Below are 19,880 nucleotides of genomic sequence, written 5' to 3'. Positions count from 1 at the left end.
ACTTCTTCTGTTTTGCTATTAGCACATAGTGATAAGACCTAACCGTCCTGTAACCGCAGACCAGCTAAGAACTGGACAATAGCCCAAATTGTCAAATCACACAATCTAATGAAGCGTTCAATATACCTAGAAAACGTTCCTTTTTATACTCCCCAACAATATGACGAAATGTTATCTCATTACACACAATAGCGAACTGTTAGATTGGAAACATTGTTGGCCACAGGTTAAGGTTTGATGGCTGGCCTCAGCCTCACAAATGTTTGACAAGGCTCAGCTGTTAATGTAATTTAATCTATGGCAGGAGGTAAACATGGGCAGGGAGAAGGAAGCAGCACAACGAGAGATTAGCAATGAAGAGCTAGATATTTCCCTGCGAGATTTACTGGACGCTATTGAAGATGAAGTTATGTTTATAGATACAAAACACCGGATAGGATTTGTCAATACAACGGCGCGGGGCCGATTCAGAAAGGGAATTGAATCGCCAGTTGGCCGGACTTGCTACAAGGTCTTATATGACAGGGAAAAGCCATGTGCCTTACCTCTTTGGGAGTGTCCTCTAAATAAAGTCCTGGAAAGCGGCAGCATAATAACGGTTATACACCCAGCTCACAACCTTGGCAACGATACATTTCTCAAGATTAGTGCCTATCCTGTTCATGACAGCAATGGTGACATCAAAGGCATAGTAGAGCTTAGGAGAGATGTTACGGCTTCAAAAGAGTTAGAAAGCCAAATACTCAGGCAGCATCATGAGCTTTTAGCTTTGAGTCGGGTCTCGGCGGCACTGAGCGGGCTGTGGGACTTGGATGCTATCCTCAGGGTTGCCCTCAACAGTGTGTTAGAAATAATGAATGGCAATATTGGGGGAATACTCCTTTTTGATGAGCAGAGACAGACGCTATCATACCGTGTCCACCAGGGCCTGAGCACAAAGTATGTTGAGGGGATACATCTCAGGTCTGGGGAGGGGATTGCAGGCAGGGTGGCTCAGACGGGCAGATCGCTTCTCTTGGAGGATATTTCAGCTGATCCACGTCCCGCCAATCCCGATCTGATAAGTACGGAAGGCCTTAAAGCCTTCATCAGCGTTCCCCTCAGGGCGAAAGACAAGGTTCTAGGTGTGTTAAATGTTGCCAGCAAAATGCCACGTCAATTTACCGAAAACGATATGCACCTGATGAACTCGATTGGGGACCAAGTCGGTGTTGCTATCGAAGAGGCAAGTCTATATGAAAAGCTGAGGAAGGCTAGAGAAAGGTTCCAAAAACTGACACGGCAGACCTTGATGGTTCAAGAAGAAGAGCGCAAAAGACTAGCTGGTGAGCTGCATGATGAAACCAGTCAGGCGCTTTCCGGCATAGAACTACATTTGCAGGCGTTAATAGATTCATTTGAGATGTCCGGCAGTAAAGACGCGGGATTCGTTGCTGGATTGAAGAAGGTACAATCCTTGGCCATCGGGGTACATGGCGAGATAGGCCGGTTAATAGCTGACCTTCGCCCTGCCCTTATAGATACATTAGGACTAGTACCTGCTATCCGCCAGTATGCCGAGAACAGTCTTCGTCCTTTGGGCATTAATATGTCCATGGAGTCTGAGGGTATGGATAAGCGCTTGCCTCCTGAGATTGAAGCGGGACTTTTCCGTTGGGCACAGGGCGCCATCGGCAATATTGCCCAACATTCCAAAGCAAAAAATGCGAGATTCAGTCTTAAACGTAAAGACAATGAGCTGTTTATAGAGATTGCCGATGATGGGGTCGGTTTTGATGTTTCCAAAATCACTGATATCGAAGAAAGCGGGCGTGGCCGGGGAGTATTCAGTATGAAGGAGCGAATCGGACTGCTCGGTGGTTCTTGTGGAATCAAGTCGAAACCCGGTCAGGGAACCACCGTCAGCGGTAGGGTACCGATAATCTTGGATGCTGAACATGAAGCGCATTAAAGTCATGGTCGTAGATGACCATACCATTGTTCGAGACGGCATTTGTGCCCTGTTAGCGCTTGTTCAGGACATCGAAGTGATTGGTGAAGCCAGTAGCGGTACGGAAGCGCTGAAGATGCTTAAAAGCTTAGAGCCAGATGTCGTGCTTATGGATATAGCCATGCCCGACATGGGCGGATTGGAAGCTACCCGCCATATCTGTAAAGAATTCCCCAGAACAAAAGTGATCGCCCTGACACAACATGACGATAAGGAGTTCGTATTTCCCGTGATAGAGGCCGGGGCCTCGGGTTTCATAAGCAAAATAGCGGCATCTTCCGACCTTGCCTCAGGAATCAGGTCGGTTTTTCGCGGAGATTCCTACGTCTCCCCATCGGTGGCTAAAGTTTTAATTGAAGATTACCAGCAAAAAGGCCCCCGGGGTAGCCGTGACCCCTACAATCAGTTAACCGAACGGGAGCGAGATGTACTTCGGCTGGCAGCGGAGGGACGTACTACTCAGGAAATCGCGGACGCACTGGTAATCAGCCCCAAAACTGTGGAAGGGCATAAGACAAGCCTTATGACCAAGCTTGGCATCCACAACCGTACCGAATTAATCAAATACGCCCTGCGCAAGGGCATCATTAGCGTTTGAAACTCAGGCACACCCCTTAATTGCGATATCAAGTTTTGGCATAATTATTCCGCCATTATTTCAATGTTCACGCTGCGTTTGAACGCTTTTTAACCACCGCTGTCCAACGGCATAAAGTTCGGAACGCACGGGGAGGGGAAATCCCCCCAATATTTAAGAGTTAATACCCGGTCACTTTAAGGGATAAACCGCTTTCCTGCTTGGCTGAACTCAGTCTATTCTTACAGTAGAGGCCTAGAATATACCCCAATTGGCGGAGAATATGGGCAACAGGAGGCTGGAGATGAGGACGAAAGCTCAAATCTTAATCGTTGATGACGAAGTTGATTTTACGGAAGCCTTGAAGAAGTCTTTAGAGCCTAAAGGTTATCAGGTAGTGGTCGCCAGGAGCAAGGATGAGGCTGAGGACATGGTTAATAACCAAAAGCCTGATATGGTCATCGTGGGCACAATCAGGCCTCGAGGTTCTGCATTTCAACTACACGTTTGGCTGAAAGATACACCGCAGTTTAGCGATATGCCGCTTCTTGTCGTCGATGCGCCGTTAGAAGAGCGATTAATTAAAGGGTGGCTGATGGATGAAGGCTTAGAGCTACGAGCTGAAGATTATGTCAGCAAACCAATCAAGTCGGCTTCACTGGTACCACGGATTGAAAAATTATTGGCCAAGGCAATCCATATGATTAAAGTGCTTGTGGTGGACGACCATGCGGTCGTCAGGGAGGGAATCCGCGCTTTGCTGGTCCTGCAAAAAGATATGGAAGTCATAGGTGAGGCTGAGAATGGGCAAGTCGCCATTGATAAGGTACTCAAGCTTTCCCCGGATGTAGTAATAATGGATATCGTCATGCCTGTGATGAGCGGCCTTGATGCAACAAAACGAATAAGTGAGGATTCCCCTCAAACCAAGGTTTTGATGCTGACACAGTATGATGATAAAGAAAATATGTTTGTTGCCAAGCAATCGGGGGCGTACGGATTTGTCGCCAAGAAGGCTGCCAGTTCCGACCTTCTGACCGGTATAAGGACGGTTAGCGCCGGCAGATACTTCCCCCGGGCTTTTGCCTATGTAACTGCTAACTGGTAACGACGAAGGCAAATGGAAACAATCACAATTACCTTGGATGGGATTGAGGTAAGTGGCTATTCCGGGATGACCATCCTGGACCTGGCCCGAGAATCAGACGTAGATATCCCGACACTTTGTTATGATCCCTGTCTAATTTCAACCGGCGCCTGCCGGGTCTGCCTGGTCGAGGATGAAAGTTCCGGAGCACTGCTGGCATCTTGCGTCACCCCAATCAGAAGCGGGATGGTAATAAAAACGCGGTCGGAGCGGGTAATAGAGCGACGAAAGGTAATCGTCCAGCTCCTGCTGGCCAGTCATCCTGATTCCTGTCTGGTGTGCGACAAGGGCAACCGCTGTCAACTACGGAAGTTAGCCTCCGAGATGGGTATAGGACTGCTGGAGTTCCAGAGAATCCCCCAGCTGCATACTATCGAAGAGGTTAACCCCTACATCGAAAGAGACCTCTCCAAATGCATCCTCTGCGCCAAATGCATTCGGGCTGACCACGAACTGGTTGTTGAAGGTGCTATCGATTACATTGGACGGGGATTCAGCACCAAACCAGCAACCTTTTATGATTTACCACTGGAGAAGTCTGAGTGCACCTTTTGTGGCACCTGTGTGGCACTGTGTCCCACGGGTGCTTTAATCGAAAAGGAGAGGATTTATCATGGCACAACTACATCCGCTGTAGAGACGGTATGTCCGTTTTGCGGTTGCGGATGTGGCCTTCGTCTGGAAGTTAAAGATAATCGTCTGGTACGGGCAAGTCCTAGTGCCAGGAGTCCTGTGAATCACAATGCGCTTTGTGTTAGAGGGAGTTACGGCTATGACTTTGTGCATAGCCCGGATAGATTAACCGGCCCTTTAATCAGGACGGGCGATGATTTTCAGGCGGCGTCCTGGGAGCAGGCTTTAAGCCTGACATCAGATGAATTCAGGCGAATAAAGGAGAAACACGGTCCCGATAGTCTGGCCGTTCTTGGCTCATCCAAATGCACCAACGAGGAAAACTACTTGCTGCAGAGGTTCGCCAGGGCAGTGCTGGGCACTAACAACATCGATAACGGCAGCCGTATATATAGCTCTCCAGGCAGAATCGGCCTGGGATGGACTATCGGGATTCCGGGAACAACAAACGAGCTGGATGACCTGGAAAAGTCAGAGGTGATAATGGTTGTCGGCGCCAATCCAGCTGTCTCTGCCCCAGCTGTGGGCTATGCCATAAAACGTGCCGTCAAGTACAAAGGGGCCAGGCTGTTACTCGTTGACCCAAGAGAAACTAAACTGACTCCATTCGCACATCTCTGGCTGAGGCCAACGGTCGGAACCGATGCCGCATTGCTCAGTGCTATGTCAAGGGTGATAGTGGAGGAAAGACTATTCGACGAGGAGTTTATCACCCGCAGGGCAGACAATTTCACGGAATTTGAGAAGAGTTTGAAGTCATATGCCCAGAAGCACGTTGAGGAAATAACCGGTGTCTCCGCCGAAGATACACAGCTTGCTGCCCATCTCTTCGCTGCGGCGGAGAGCGCTTCCATTGTATATGGAAATGGAATCGCCCAGTATGCCAATGCCATCAGTAGCGTCATGGCTTTAGCCAATCTCTCGATGCTAACCGGGAACATCGGGCGTCGGGGAGGGGGCATCTACGCCCTGCAGCGTGAGAACAATGCGCAGGGAGCCTGTGATATGGGTAACCTGCCTGATTTCCTTCCCGGGTATCAAGGTCTGGATGATGCTGAAGCGAAACAGAAATTCGAGGCAAGGTGGCGAACTTCTCTACCAGCCAGTGCCGGACTGAACGCTTTAGAAATGATGGAACAGGCAAAGGATGGAAAGATAAAGGGGATGTTAATCGTAGGGGAAAATCCGGTTTCAAGCTTCCCCTGCCCTTCGCTGGTCAGGGAGGCACTGTCCTCTCTTGAATTTCTCGCCGTGTCGGACCTGTTCCCTACGGAAACGGTGAAATTGGCCTCCGTGGTTCTGCCCGCCGCCAGCTTTGCCGAGAAAGAGGGAACTTTCACCAATTTTGAAGGCAGGGTGCAGCAATTAGGTAAGGCCATTGAGCCTGTTGGCGATAGCCTGCCGGACTGGAAGATAGTCCTCCAGTTGGCCGACCGGATGGGTCACCCGATGCCGTACGCTTCTCCACAGGAGGTTATGGACGAGATTAAGGAATTGGTCCCCTTCTATCGGCACCTTGGTTATACCAATCTTGACGATCAGGATACCGATTTGACTGATTTAGAAGATGACCGTTTAGGAGTCAAGCGCTTGCATAAAGGGCCGTTTCCAAGCGGATTCGGGCGGTTTGCACCGGTCGATTATACTCCATCGCCAGATGGTCTCGGGGACGAGTATCCGTTCGCTCTCATGGTAGGCTCAGTACTGCACCACTTTGGCTGCGGCACCAGGAGCTTGAGGGCATCAAGGCTGCGAAAGTTCTCGCCACACGCCTGGTTAGAAATCGGTGAGGCCGATGCCAAGCAATTTGGCTTCAGAGACGGCGATAGAGTCAAGGTTGTCTCACCTAATGGGCAGATAAACACTACCCTGAGGTTAACGGAAACGCTACCATCAAAAACTCTTTTTCTGCCGATATCGTTCCCGGAGAGTCCTTTTAATGAGCTTTTTGGTGTAACCCTGGATTCTCAGGCTAAAATTCCTTCATTTAAAAGTTGTGCGGTAAGGCTGGAAAGGATTGGCAGGAATGGCTGAGGCAAAGAAAATTACGAAAGCTGACCTGAAGCGAATAGACAATAGCGTAGCGGATTACCGAGAGCAGAGATGGTCGCTAATACCGTTGTTGCATGAAATTCAAGGCACACTGGGCTACATTCCTCCAGAGGCGATACCACGCATCGCCAAAGGTCTGGGTCTGTTTCCCAGTCAGGTGCAAGGGGTGATTACCTTTTATACCCAGTTTTATACCGAACCCCGAGGTAAAAACATCGTAAGGGTATGCCGTGGCACCGCCTGTCACGTGCGAGGTGGTAAAACAATACTAAAGTTAGTTAAGCAGCAACTCGGCGTTGAAGAAGGAGAAACGACGCCGGATATGGAATATACGCTGGAGACCGTCGCCTGCATCGGCGTATGTGCGCTGGCACCGAACATTGTTGTGAACCAGGCTACGCACGGTCTAATGAACCCCAAGAAAGTGGCCTATTTATTCAGCAGGAAGGAAGAGACCTAAAAAATGCCACAGCATCGCACCATTTATGTCTGCCGAGGCACCGGATGCGTCTCCGGTGGAGGTGATGCCGTATTTGATGCGCTCAGTGCCGAAGTGCTCGGCCAGGGAGTGAAGAATGTTGCTGTGGACTTTACCGGTTGCCATGGTTTTTGTCAGCAGGGACCAAATGTCATCGTCGAGCCAGAGGGCATTTTTTATACCCACGTAGCGCCGGAGGATGCTGCTGAGATAGTGACTTCGCACCTCAAGAATGGGAGGCCGGTGGAGCGACTCTTCTATCACGACCCGATAACCGACAGGGCGGTACCGCACTACTCCGATATCAACTTTTATCAGAAACAGGAGCGCGTTATTCTGCGTAACTGCGGGCATATCAACCCTGAAAAAATCGATGATTACGTTGAACGAGGCGGCTACCAGGCCATACGTAAAGTTCTGTTGCATATGACGCCGGAACAGGTGATTGAGGAAGTCAATAAGTCTGGACTTCGGGGTCGCGGCGGTGCCGGATTTCCCACCGGGCGCAAATGGGAATTCTGCCGCAATGCCACCGGTTCACAAAAATACGTTATCTGCAACGCCGATGAAGGCGACCCCGGCGCGTTTATGGACCGCTCTATACTGGAGGCAGACCCCCATGCCGTTATCGAAGGCCTGACCATCGCCGCTTACGCTGTCGGTGCGGCCGAGGGCTATATTTATGTCCGTGCCGAGTATCCTCTCGCCGTATCCCGACTTCATACCGCCCTCAATCAAGCCCGGGAAAGGGGATTTCTGGGAAATAATATATTGGATTCCAACTTCAACTTCACCGTACACCTCAAGGAAGGCGCTGGCGCCTTTGTCTGCGGAGAGGAGACGGCGCTGATTGCTTCCATCGAGAGCCTCCGTGGTATGCCCCGTCCTCGCCCGCCATTCCCCGCCCAGTCGGGTCTGGATGGTAAACCCACCATTATCAACAATGTCAAAACGCTGGCTTCCGTCCCGGTCATCATTGAGCGGGGCGCTGACTGGTTTGCAAACATAGGCACGGAGAAAAGCAAGGGCACGGTGGTATTTGCCCTTACCGGCAAGATTGCCAATAGCGGTCTGGTCGAGGTACCCATGGGCACCCCGCTGTCTCGTATTATCTATGAGGTTGGTGGCGGTATTCCTCGAGATAAGCGTCTCAAAGCGGTGCAGACGGGTGGCCCGTCTGGAGGTTGCATTCCCGCCCGTTTCATTGACCTGCCTGTGGATTACGAGTCGTTAAAAGGCCTGGGCTCAATAATGGGTTCGGGCGGTATGGTGGTGATGGATGAGACCACCTGTATGGTCGAGATAGCAAGGTACTTCCTCAGTTTCACCCAGGACGAGTCCTGTGGTAAATGTACGCCCTGCCGTCTGGGAACCAAGCAGATGCTGGAAATCCTGACCCGAATCACGGAAGGAAAAGGACGCGAAGAGGACATTGACACATTGCTTACGATTGCCGCCACGGTCAAAGAGTGCTCATTATGTGGCCTCGGTCAGACTTCACCTAATCCGGTGTTAACCACCATCAAATATTTCCGGGACGAATACGAGGCTCATATAAAAGAGAAGAAGTGCCCGGCCGCTGTCTGCGACGCCCTGATGATTTCGCCGTGCCAGCACACCTGTCCGGTAGGCATAAATGTTCCAAAATACGTTGCCCATATTGCCGCCGGCGAATACCGGGAGGCAACTGATACCATTAGAGAGCGAAATCCTTTTCCCGCCATTTGCGGCCGTATCTGCCATCATCCCTGCGAAGCCAGGTGCCGGCGTGGCGAACTGGATGAGCCGGTAGCCATAAGAGAGCTCAAGCGTTTTGCCGCTGACTGGTATTTCGAGCACATAACTGAAGACCCGGAACCATTTCCGCAGACCAAAAGCCGGCGGGTCGCCGTGGTTGGGGCTGGACCCACCGGTCTATCCTGTGCCTATTTTCTGGCGCAGATGGGCTATCCGGCAACCGTTTTTGAAGCCCTCCCCATAGGCGGCGGCATGCTGTCGGTAGCGATACCTGAATTCAGATTGCCGCATAAAATGATTCAAAAGGAAATCAATTTCATTGCCAAGAAAGGGGTGGAGATAAGATACAATACCCCCATAAACGTAAACTTCACGGTAGAAGACCTCAGAAAAGACGGTTATGATGCTGTCTTCATTGCATCTGGTGCCCAGAGAAGTCAGCGTGTCGGCATTCCTGGCGAGCTGGAAGATACCGCCGGCTTCTATTACGGGCTTCGATTCCTGAGAGATATCAAACTGGGCAGACAGGTCAATGTTGGCCATCGGGTGGCGGTTATCGGTGGTGGTAACGTAGCCCTGGATACGGCTCGCTCGGCACTCCGTCTTGGCGCCGATGAGGTCAATATCTTTTACCGTCGGTCACGTGAGGAAATGCCGGTGACCGAGGTGGAGTATGACCAGGCCATCGCCGAAGGTATAAACGTCAACTTTCTGGTCAGTCCGACCAGAATCGAAAGCGAGAACTGGCAGGTGACCGGTCTGCAATGTATCCGGATGAGCCTCGGTGAGCCCGACGAGAGCGGACGCCGGCGGCCGATTCCCATCACCGGCTCCGAGTTCTTTGTACCGGCGGATACCGTGATTGCCGCTGTTGGCCAGGCCCCTGATTTATCTTTTCTGCCCGCCGATAGCGCCTTGGAACGTACCCGCTGGGAGACCTTGGTTGTTGATAGCAATTCCCTGGCGACAAATGTCAGCGGCATCTTTGCCGGTGGCGATTTTGTTACCGGTCCGGCCATGATAATAGATGCCATTGCCGCTGGGCGAAGAGGGGCCATTGCTATTGACAAGTACTTGAAAGGCGATGTCTCCAAAGTCCAGATGTATGACCTCAAGACGAAAATTGTCGGTGAGTTAGCTAAACAGGAAATTGAGGAATCCTGGGAAGAACAGCCAAGGGTATCCACGCCGACACTTCCGGTCCGGAAAAGAAAGGCGAGCTTTGATGAAGTTGAACTTGTCTTATCGGTGAAAAGAGCCGGGCAGGAGGCTAAACGCTGTCTGAGATGTGACTTAGAGGAGTAACATTCTAAACGTTACCGGCTCGATGGGAGGGCTATTATGAAATCAATAACCCGACAGAAATCGCTGGAGGAAATAGCAGAGCAACTGGCTAATCTTGACCACGTGTTCATCGTCGGTTGTGGTACCTGCACCACCATGACCAAAACCGGCGGGATTGACCAGGTCGTTGAGATGAAGGACCGCCTTCTGGAGATAGATAAACGGGTTAGTGGCTGGACCGTTATTCCAATCGCCTGTGACGAGATGACCGAGGCAGCCATGAAGGAAAACAGTCGCGCCATCGAAAATGCAAACTGCGTTCTGGTAATGACCTGTGCCTTGGGGGTACATCGGATAAGTACGTATATTGACCGGCCTGTGGTCCCAGCACTGGATACCCTGTTCATAGCCGTAGAAGAGACTCCAGGATATTTCCGCGAGGTGTGCGCCCAGTGTGGTCAATGCATCCTTGGCGAAACTGCCGGCATTTGCCCGATTACCAATTGTCACAAGGGACTGGTAAATGGGCCGTGTGGCGGCACTAATAACGGCAAGTGTGAGGTCGATAAAGAAAAAGATTGTGCCTGGACGCTTATCTACGAGGGGCTGAAAGCGCAGGGGCGACTTGATTTAATGCGGAAGTACTACCCTCCCAGGAACCATCACGTAGTGCTGAGGCCAAGAACGATAAAAATAGAGTGAACGAGGAGGTTAGGATAATGGTGTCGCGCTTCCGAGATGCCCTGAACTCCGGCAAGTTCGTAATTACCAGTGAGGTAGCACCGCCGAAGGGAACCAACATTGATAAAATGCTGCATCATATTGAGCTTCTCAAGGACAAGGTGGATGCAATCAATGTCACTGACCATCAGAGCTCGGTCATGCGTTTCCCTTCCCTTGGCGGCTGCCTCGCCATTAAAGAGCAAGGTGGTGAGCCTATCTTACAGATGACCTGCCGCGACCGTAATCGCCTGGCTCTCCAGGCTGAACTCCTGCTGGCACATACGCGGGGAATCAACAATGTTCTTTGCCTTACCGGCGACGCCGTTCCTGTAGGTGACCACAAGGAAGCCAAAGGCGTCTTCGATTTGGATTCGGTACAATTATTGAGTGCAATCCGTTCCATGGAATCGGGACAGGATATGGGAGGTAATAGCCTTGATGGGTCAGTGGAATTTTGCGCTGGTGCCATCGTCACTCCGGAAGCGCAGCCCATTGAGCCCCAGCTCATCAAGTTTGAAAAAAAGGTTGAGGCGGGTGCCGAGTTCTTTCAAACCCAGGCCATCTATGACCTGGAGAACTTCAGCCAGTTTATGCATTGCGCACGACAGTTCCCGGTAAAAATTCTGGCCGGCATCGTTCTATTGTCATCCGCCAGAATGGCAAAGTACATGAACGAAAACGTTCCCGGTATCTTCGTGCCTCAAGACCTGATTGATGAATTAGCCGGTGTTGCCAAGGAGGAGATGTTGGCCAAAGGTATAGAGATTGCCGGGCGTATGATAGCCACGTTGAAGAGGGATGCCATCTGCGATGGTGTCCATATTATGGCTATTGCCAAAGAGGAAGTAGTACCCGATATTCTTGCTGCTGCGGGACTCTAAGTCCGATATGGCTATAATGGGTTAAACCAAGTTTCTAACAATCCGTTACCCATTGAACAAAAGTCTGTTTTGTTACCCACTACACAATATGACGAATTGTTCCATAGACCCACGGTCTCAAATGACGGGGATCATCGAGCGAAATACTTTGCATTTTCGACATAATTGAATCTTCTCTTCCCAGTTCTTGTGCACCTCACCCTGACAAAAGGTTCCGCCAATAAACCAACAAAAATGCCTCACCTGTAACTCCCATACAATACAATTTTCTCTCCATTCGTTGGGGCAGTTTAATACCTCCCAGCAGGGCCGAATATTCCTATCCAAAGATCTCTTCAGAGCTAGCAAAAGCAGAATTTGCTGTTCAGCCTGTGCTGGTATGTGCCTCCACCCCTGTTCAAAGCTCTGTATGGCTTTAGGTGAAACATATAATAGTTGCGCCAATTGCTTTTGAGTTTTGCCCAAAGAGTGCCTAATTCTAGAAAATTCATTGCTGTCCATTGAATCCTAACCATCTACTTTTTCATGAATTATACCGTAATACTACCACAATGTGGTTGACGTTAATACCACACAGTGGCATGTTTATTAATAACATCACTTGAAGGAGGTATCAGATAGGTAGCATGGAACAAATCCGTATTGAAGAAATTCGAAAAGAAGAACTTCCTCAGGCAAGTGATGTGCTGGGTAAAGCCTTTGCTACTCAGCCCAGCTCTCCTGCCATATATCGAGATAAGTCAGATATAGCACGCCGCATGCAAATCGTCTTCGGGGCTATGCTAGAACACCTGCCCGGCCAGGTATTTGTCGCCAAGCAAGACGGTAGGATTGTTGGCGCAATGCGAATTGTAGAATGGCCGCATTGTCAGATGTCACCATTTCAGGGTTTAAGAATGCTTCCCACCATGATGAAAGCTGGAGGAGGATTCAGCACACTTCAACGAGTTCTAAAGTTCCGCGGCAGGTGGGCAAAATACGACCCGAAGAAACCACATTGGCATCTTGATCCAATAGGTATCACGCCTGATCTACAGGGGCAGGGCATTGGCAGCCAGATGACGGAGTACTACTGTAATCATGTTGATGGGCTCGGAATGGCGGCATATCACGAGACAGATAGGCCGGAGAATGTTAAATTCTACGAGCGATTCGGGTTTAAGATTATTGGTGAAGAATTAATAATGAATTTCCCTAACTGGTATATGTGGCGTTCCCCAAATGGAGGAGTCTAGTAGCGAGAAAGACTTTGGGTATGAACTCGAAACGAGTACGGAAAGGTACGGGTTGGAAGTGTTAAAATAAAAAGTGTTCGACTCGCGATTTTTAACAATTAGTCTCATCAGCCCTTAATCTAAACGAACCATTAAAATTGAAAGCAGGTCATTATCATAATATTGCTTGTTGTATTTGAGACGGGAGTCTAATCATTTTAACTTTTAGATATTGTGGTATGAAAAGAGAAGAAACGAAGATAAAAAGAATGTTGGCACTTAGCTCAGCTACGGTTACCTTGGGAATCTTGGCTTTTATTATTGCCTTAATTCTCTCCGGGTGTAGCAGCACGAAGATAACGACCGAAGCAGAAACTCGTACAGATGGGCTAATGGGTAACCCTAATCTGGTGACTGTTTATAAACCATTTGGGTGTGTTTGCTGTTCAGACCACATTGCCTATCTTGAAGACGAAGGTTACCAAGTTGATGTACATATAATCAATGCTGAAGAGCAAACTTCTCTGAGAAAAAAATATCCGCTACCGACAGATATGCAAAGTTGTCATATTTCGGTTGTTGGAGGCTACTTTATTGAGGGCCATATGCCGGTCGAAGCAATCGAGCAACTGAAAGAAGAAAACCCGGATATTGACGGTATTTTCCTACCCGGGATGCCGGCAGGGTCACCGGGAATGCCAGGTGAACAGACCGAACCATTCATAATTTATGCTTTTTCTGATGGAGAAATTTCCGAGTTCATGACGATAGGCGAATAATAGAATTATTTTGAACTTAAAGACTGGCCCTACATCTTTTTTCTACTTAATTGTGGCATGTTCTCTGGATTATAAGCAGGTAGTATTTAGGTAGCTATTTATCAGGTGGGTATAACTTGGAGGAGGAAGGTGGATGACCAATCGAAGACATGTTATTCTTCTGCTTGTATTTATCTTGCTAGTTAGTGGTATCCTTGCTGGCTGCGGAGACTCGGACACAGCTCAGCAGCATATCGAACAGAGCCAGAACCTGAACAAAGAGGGGTACTATAATAAGGCAATAGAAGAAGCAACCAAAGCTATCGAGCTTGCCCCTGAGTTAGCTGAAGCCTATAACAGTCGAGCCTGGGCTTATGGCCAAAGGGGACAGTGGGACCTGACTATCGCTGACGCTAACAAGGCCATCCAGCTCGACGACGAATTGGCCATGGCCTATATCAATCGCGGCTGGGCTTATTCTAACAAGAAGAGATGGGACTTGGCCATTGCTGACTACAGCAGGGCCATCGACCTTGATCCAAATAATACTCTTTTGTATGCCGATAGAGCTATGGCCTACAGAGGAAAAGGCGAAAAAGCCGAGGCTATAGCTGATTTTGAGAAGTTCATCACTCTCACTGACAATCCTCAGTGGATTGAATATGCAAGGCAACAGATTGAAGAGCTCTCCAAATGATATAGGCTTGGCTTCAGCCCTGATATTCTTTTGTTAAGGTGCTTCTGATTATCTGAGAATCGTTCCTTTTTTAGGTTGTTTGGTCATATCGCTCGCACCACTTCGTCGTCCAACGACCAAGCTCACCTGCCGCTATGAAGCGCAGCGGAATAGCGGTCGGGTGCAGCGCTTTGTTAGGTTTTGTTATTACCTTACACAGTTATGACTACATTTCCTTTGGCGTGTCCTTCTCCAAAATACCGGAAAGCTTCAGGAACCTCACTTAACGGGTAACATCTATCAATAACCGGCTTTATCTTTCCCGCCTCAAAAAGCTCTTTGAGGAAAATTAAATCTTCAGTACTATAGTTGAAGCTTGTGGCCGCAAACATTGCTTTTTTACTGCCTACCATTGACGTCCATAACATTTGAAGAATAATTGCCAGCCCAGGGACAGTTGAAAGATAGAATCCTTTTTTCTTTAGCGAGCTTTTACAACGTGAAAATGAACTCTTGCCTACCGCGTCGAAAATAATGTCATAGGTCTGGCCGCTTTTGGTAAAATCCTCTTTAGTGTAATCAATTACCTTATCGGCACCAAGAGATTTCACCATTTCTAAATTCGTGGTACTGCATACCCCGGTAACTTCCGCCCCAAAGTACCTGGCAAGCTGTACCGCAAAAGTACCTACATTTCCAGAAGCTCCATAGATAAGGACTTTTTGTCCGCTCTGAATATTTCCCTTATCTCTAAGGAAAATCAATGCGGTTAATGCCCCGGCAGGAACGGCGGCAGCTTCCTCATAGGTCATATTGGCCGGTTTTATTGCCAGCACCTTTTCTTCAGGCATACATTTGTACTCGGCATAAGCACCTAAACTCATCCCGGTTACTCCATAAACCTGGTCACCTTCTTTAAATAATGTGACATCTTTGCCTACTGCTTCAATCTCTCCGGCAAACTCGTCTCCTAGTATAGGGTTTTTTGGTCCTCTGATACCTAATGCTATTCGCGTGGGGAGCCAGAGCAAGGGAGGGAATGTGAAACTTCGCATTCTCGGGTCCTCTGCTGTTACTATTGTCGCGTGAATCTTTATAAGTACTTCATTGTCCTTTGGCTCAGGTTTTTCTACCTCTTCGAGATGAAGAACATTCGGTGGTCCGTATTTTGTGTATACAATTGCTTTCATAAGTTTTCCTCCAAGGTTGCTTTGATTCGGTGATTTTCAGAATAGTTTATCACAATACATCAGTTTTGCCACTTTACCCCCTAGCCCAAACCCTTATAAATGGATGTTTTGACAGTACTTTCTCATCTAAATCCTGCGGACTGAAGTATGTACCCACCATAGGAGTAGATGAACTCCCACTTCTCCAACCAAGCCACCGATTAACCATCGCATCGCTCAGTCCAGCTTCAAGTAGTGCAGTTATCAGGCCGTGTCTAAATGCATGCCAGCCAAATTGTCTTGGTCTTAGTCTCTTAGCTCGCAGTCTCTTTATCTCTTGATGTGACAGCTTGGGTATGCAAGAGGCGCTAAGAGAAGTATCTTATTAATGGCCTAATTTATTCCAGTTTAACGAGGTCCACGTCAAACTCTTCACAAATCTCACAAGTGCCTTTGAAAGTTCCTCTCTCTATAACCTTCCAAAGGTTGTTCCTTATATCTTGTGCGGATCGGGGTAGATGACCTATTTTGTAAGAATCCAACATCCTTGCAGTCTGCTTTTGAATATGTTGTATCTGCTCGCTAAATAGCGGCTGTTTAAACTCATTGTCAAGATGTGTCATCAAACAGTCCCATAAAGGTTCCTTAGTATATTGACAATCCTCTGAATAGGAATATAATTATCTAGCCTGACATGAAACAGCCTTAAGAACAGAATTTTTAGATTGGTTGAGGGGATTAAATGGACGATACCTGCTGGGAAGTCTACGGCAACTATCTCAAACAACGTAGAGATGCTGGGGCAAGCCTAAAGGAAATAGGTGATGAGGTAGGACGTACCAAGCAATGGATACACAAAATATTGGTTAAACATTATGGCACGGCTGACAGTGAGGGGGCATTAAGCACATCACAGCTCCTTGAGCAAGTTGGTTGCTCGGTTACCACCCTCTATAATTTGCGCAAAGAGGGGGTGATATCCCAGGTATCACGGGGGAGATGGAAGCCTGGAACACTAGATATAATCTTAGAGCTTCGCAAGTGTAAGATATGTGGCAAGCTAGTCGGCAAATATCGTAGAACTTATTGCTCCGCAGCTTGCAAGGTAGAGGGGCAGAAGTACAAATATTGGCCTGAGTGGCGAAAGAAAGCTCTATGTGAACGAACCAGACACTATACTAGAGAACACCCAGAGCAAATTTAGGATAAGAATACTGGAAAGAATGATGGGTGAAGCTGAAGTTACCGAGCAGGTTGACCCAGAAATGCTACGAACGGCTGAGCAGAGAGCAAGATACAGAGCTAACTCTGCAAGGTGGGACCTCGATATCGCCCTATTTGCGTTCGCCGTTTTGATTACTGTCATAATCTTACTGTTTGTGGAAATTGCAATTGAGATTGTGGCTATAGCTGCGGCCGCTGGATTAGCCTTGGTCTGGGTTGCGGGATGGGGTCGGGGCGAAAAACTATATGGGCGGTTCTACGATGAAGAGCTAACAAAACTGCGGCAAGAGTCACAAACGACCGTTAAGGAGACGGTAGAGGAAATAGTGGATGAGAAGGTTCGAAAGGCACTGCGGAAGAGACAGCGATAGTGATAAAGAATCCTCGGTTCGTCTCTTACTATATCGAGTTAGCCCCAAACTTCGGAGTGCGAATTCCTGTTTGTCAATTGAATTAACGGGCACTCCTCAATACTCTATCGGCTAATAACTAGTTCTCTACTAAAACAACCTCCCTTTCCAAATCCTACCCACATCCCGCACGCCCAGGGGTTAACGGTACTATAGTTATTGACAGCCAGCTAGCAGGAGTAATAACATTGGTACAGTAATTGATATGAGGAACGGTGGTTAACTCTAGCCTTAAAGGTGGCAAGCTAAATGCAGATGAAGTACCTAGCCTGGGCAGTGGCAATCTTGGGTGTTTGGATTATTATCATCCCTTGGGCAACAAACGTTAGCAATATTGACTGGCTAAACTATATTGGCGGTGGTTTAATTTTAATCTTAGGCATTTTGGCCGCTTTAACAAGCCCCCGAGAACCTTAGCTGCTCGTCCTCAATGAAGGTAACTGACGGCCGAAAAGTGTGACCAATTCAATATAAACTTCCTAATTCCGCACGCCCAGATATTGAACTGCTATCATCCCCCTTTTAAAAGAATCCCGCAGAGTTTTTATCACCCTAAATGGCTAGCCGTTTAGTCCTACGAAATCATACCTTTGCAGGATTGTGGACAGCCTCAATAGCCTTTATGATTATACTGTATTCGGACAATTAGGACTCAACTGGGGTGGGGATTTCTGGAAGCTGAGAATAAGTTGAGTCCTAATTATGTTATGAACAGCGTTCTCTCTAGAAGTTCTCAATATAAACAAACCTGATGGCCATTCCCAACCTGCCTCTCTCCCCAAAGTCACAGCCACTTTCCACACGCCCAGTATTTCCTCTAGTTTTACACTCCCAACTCAATAATGATGAAAAAACCATTCCTTTTTTACCCCGGAGTTCCACGTCTAGACTCCAAGCGTGAAATTCAGCGGACCTTTTTTACCTTGTGGCAGAGCATGTCAGGAAAACTAAATATTCGGGACAGTATATCTTTGCAAACATAAAAGAGTGATTAGGCAGGCCTTGTCTCAAAATTGGTAGACCAGAGCCGTTGTAGTTGCTCCACGGCAATACTCGGTAAAGGCGCTTTCCCGGAGCAAGCTGCAGCTTTATCTATCTGTTCCCGGCTGGAAAATCCCACCAGCACGGTAGATACACTGGGTTTCATCAGGGCGAAGCATATTGCCGCTTGGGGAAGGTTATCAACATCTCCAGACAGTAGAAAGCCGAGTTTGCTAGACCTGACTTCATCAGCCTTATACTCGCCGCCGGGGACTATCGTTTCGCCGACTCTAGGAGAAGCATAGCCGGTACGGGCGATGGTTCCGCCTAGAGCACCTCCTGCCATTACCCGTATGATAGCTACTGCCATGCCCTGACTGGCTGCGATGTCAATGAGTTGTTGAAAATTATACCCAGAAAAATATGGCGGTACTTTCCAGCCAGCGCTGGGATTAAGCAGGTTGTAATAAACCTGCATCAGGTCAAAGCACCCGCTTCTGGCGACTTTATGTAGGGCTTCGGCATCACCGAGTCCAGTAAAGCCTATAAACCGCACCATCCCCTGGGAGCGGACGGCATCAAAGGCATTGGCGACACCACATTTACCCAATACGGAACTAAGTTCAATACTGTCCCGGGTAACGGTGGTCTCCTGATCAGCCGAGATAGGGGTGTGCAGTTGCAGAATGTCCACGGAGTCGCGCTTCAATCGTTTCAGACTAGTTTCCAGAGAGCGCTGTACCGCACTCTTTATGTCTTGGAGATCATCCCTGCCGATGCGTATTTTGGTGGCTAGTATAATCTTCGGATTCAGCTCGTCCAGGACTTTGCCAAGGTTGGTTTCCGACTGCCCGTCTCCGTAAACTGGGGCGGTGTCAAAGTAATTGATGCCCAGCTCCAAGGCGTGCTTCACCGCTTCCACCTGTTCATCATGGTTTCCGCGAATCATCAACCCGCCGACATTGCCGCAGCCGAAGCCGATTTCCGAGACCGTAAGTCCTGTTTTACCCAGTTGGCGGTAATTCATCTTAATTCTTGCTTTTTTTAAACCTAACAATTCTTATTTGTTATTGCAGCTTCCCCAGCATCACTCGCGTCATCCGACCAAACACGACGGCTGTTGCGTTCAGTATGTGCAGAGAGATGAACGCCAGAGGGATACCGATGATGGTGAGGATCCATGACCAAGGGAACGGGTCAAAGCTACAACTGCCCCATACAAGCGGATCACTAGTCCACATGTAAGTGGGTGCAGCCAGTAGGCCAACGGTGACAGCGATCAGCGTTACCGCAATGGTAAACGTCACAATGCCCAACGGGAACTTCAGAAACAGGTAGATCACGCCGGTCCAAGTCACTCTGTCCTTGAGGAGTGCCTTGACTCGAGACCATAATCCTCCTGATGCTGGACGACTGACCGACAAAGGGATATCTTCATCCAAGAGAGTGATAGCAACCTGCCGCTCGAACCTGCATAGTACCCACGACCCGCTGAGCACCAGTAACAAGATAGGGATACCAACTAGTGTGATGATCAGTCCGAAGCCTAACGAAAGGCCCGTGACCAGGAATACGAAATAAAATGTACCAAGCGGGAAGGCCAAAAGCAGATAGACAATGTTGAGGTAGCTCCGCGGCTCAGCGACAACACCAAAGAATCCTCGCTTTTTTGATACACTCATTGGATTTCCTCCTTTTAGTAATTGATTATATGGCGTTTCTTATTTCAACTTTTGTGCCTATTCTATAACCCTGCTTATTGGCTGTCAATGTAATAAAGGAAGCATTATAACTGGACCCCTTTTTGGGGGCAGCAACTGTCTTCATTATGCCTCCACAGAAACACGTCTAAGGATAATTTCCGGTTGCCAAACGGTCATCGTACGCATCATGGCATTGAGAATTGTCAGCAACTTCCGCATGCAGGCCACCAAGGCCACTTTCTT

The 19,880-nt window shown here is 48.5% G+C and carries 17 protein-coding genes; 13 read left to right on the top strand and 4 right to left on the bottom strand.

The window, feature by feature from the left end; all coding sequences use genetic code 11:
• Positions 1-313 precede the first annotated feature (313 nt).
• The 11 genes from KKD83_02280 (at position 314) to KKD83_02230 (ending at position 14,171) form a co-directional block, all read left to right on the top strand.
• Positions 314-1,951, top strand: coding sequence for a GAF domain-containing protein (locus tag KKD83_02280; protein ID MBU2534979.1), 1,638 nt, complete (start codon positions 314-316; stop codon positions 1,949-1,951).
• Entirely contained in the window at positions 1,938-2,588 is a 651-nt protein-coding gene (locus tag KKD83_02275) for a response regulator transcription factor (GenBank protein ID MBU2534978.1), read from the top strand. Before KKD83_02280 ends, KKD83_02275 begins: the two co-directional genes overlap by 14 nt.
• 283 nt (positions 2,589-2,871) lie before the next feature.
• Positions 2,872-3,675 carry a response regulator gene (locus tag KKD83_02270; protein MBU2534977.1) on the top strand — a complete coding sequence of 268 codons (804 nt, stop codon included), beginning with the start codon at positions 2,872-2,874 and terminating at the stop codon, positions 3,673-3,675.
• Positions 3,676-3,687: 12 nt separating this feature from the next.
• Positions 3,688-6,381, top strand: coding sequence for a formate dehydrogenase subunit alpha (gene fdhF, locus KKD83_02265; protein MBU2534976.1), 2,694 nt, complete (start codon positions 3,688-3,690; stop codon positions 6,379-6,381).
• Entirely contained in the window at positions 6,374-6,859 is a 486-nt protein-coding gene (nuoE, locus tag KKD83_02260) for an NADH-quinone oxidoreductase subunit NuoE (protein MBU2534975.1), read from the top strand. Before fdhF ends, nuoE begins: the two co-directional genes overlap by 8 nt.
• 3 nt (positions 6,860-6,862) lie before the next feature.
• Positions 6,863-9,919: an NADH-quinone oxidoreductase subunit NuoF gene (nuoF, locus tag KKD83_02255; protein MBU2534974.1), complete on the top strand. Its 3,057-nt coding sequence runs from the start codon at positions 6,863-6,865 to the stop codon at positions 9,917-9,919.
• 36 nt (positions 9,920-9,955) lie between these two features.
• Positions 9,956-10,600, top strand: a complete 645-nt coding sequence (locus tag KKD83_02250) for a methylenetetrahydrofolate reductase C-terminal domain-containing protein (protein ID MBU2534973.1) — start codon at positions 9,956-9,958, stop codon at positions 10,598-10,600.
• Positions 10,601-10,620: 20 nt separating this feature from the next.
• Positions 10,621-11,502 (top strand): methylenetetrahydrofolate reductase, encoded by an 882-nt coding sequence (locus KKD83_02245; GenBank protein MBU2534972.1) that lies wholly within the window; start codon positions 10,621-10,623, stop codon positions 11,500-11,502.
• Between the two features lie 626 nt (positions 11,503-12,128).
• The gene (locus KKD83_02240) at positions 12,129-12,737 is read left to right on the top strand and encodes a GNAT family N-acetyltransferase (GenBank protein MBU2534971.1); all 609 of its coding nucleotides are present in this window, start codon (positions 12,129-12,131) and stop codon (positions 12,735-12,737) included.
• Positions 12,738-12,955: 218 nt separating this feature from the next.
• Positions 12,956-13,495: a hypothetical protein gene (locus KKD83_02235; GenBank protein MBU2534970.1), complete on the top strand. Its 540-nt coding sequence runs from the start codon at positions 12,956-12,958 to the stop codon at positions 13,493-13,495.
• A gap of 133 nt (positions 13,496-13,628) precedes the next feature.
• Complete coding sequence (locus KKD83_02230) at positions 13,629-14,171, top strand: tetratricopeptide repeat protein (protein ID MBU2534969.1); 543 nt, start codon at positions 13,629-13,631, stop codon at positions 14,169-14,171.
• Between the two features lie 191 nt (positions 14,172-14,362).
• Here KKD83_02230 and KKD83_02225 read toward each other — a convergent pair whose 3' ends face one another.
• A complete protein-coding gene (locus KKD83_02225) occupies positions 14,363-15,340 on the bottom strand; it encodes an NAD(P)-dependent alcohol dehydrogenase (GenBank protein ID MBU2534968.1) in 978 nt (325 codons plus the stop codon).
• 1,136 nt (positions 15,341-16,476) lie between these two features.
• Here KKD83_02225 and KKD83_02220 point away from each other — a divergent pair.
• Together KKD83_02220 and KKD83_02215 are read left to right on the top strand one after the other, a co-directional pair.
• Positions 16,477-16,914: a hypothetical protein gene (locus tag KKD83_02220; protein MBU2534967.1), complete on the top strand. Its 438-nt coding sequence runs from the start codon at positions 16,477-16,479 to the stop codon at positions 16,912-16,914.
• Positions 16,915-17,202: 288 nt separating this feature from the next.
• Positions 17,203-17,370, top strand: coding sequence for a hypothetical protein (locus tag KKD83_02215; protein MBU2534966.1), 168 nt, complete (start codon positions 17,203-17,205; stop codon positions 17,368-17,370).
• Positions 17,371-17,944: 574 nt separating this feature from the next.
• Here KKD83_02215 and KKD83_02210 read toward each other — a convergent pair.
• The 3 genes from KKD83_02210 to KKD83_02200 all read right to left on the bottom strand — a co-directional run.
• Positions 17,945-18,961, bottom strand: a complete 1,017-nt coding sequence (locus KKD83_02210; protein MBU2534965.1) for an aldo/keto reductase — start codon at positions 18,959-18,961, stop codon at positions 17,945-17,947.
• A gap of 40 nt (positions 18,962-19,001) precedes the next feature.
• Positions 19,002-19,616, bottom strand: coding sequence for a sensor domain-containing protein (locus KKD83_02205; protein MBU2534964.1), 615 nt, complete (start codon positions 19,614-19,616; stop codon positions 19,002-19,004).
• 144 nt (positions 19,617-19,760) lie between these two features.
• A partial coding sequence (locus KKD83_02200; protein ID MBU2534963.1) for an IS110 family transposase occupies positions 19,761-19,880 on the bottom strand: 120 nt, incomplete at its 5' end.

The organism is Chloroflexota bacterium (assembly GCA_018829775.1).
GTDB lineage: Bacteria > Chloroflexota > Dehalococcoidia > Dehalococcoidales > RBG-16-60-22 > E44-bin89.
Note: the sequence above shows the minus strand (reverse complement) of the source record. Positions and strands in the feature narration are given on the sequence as shown.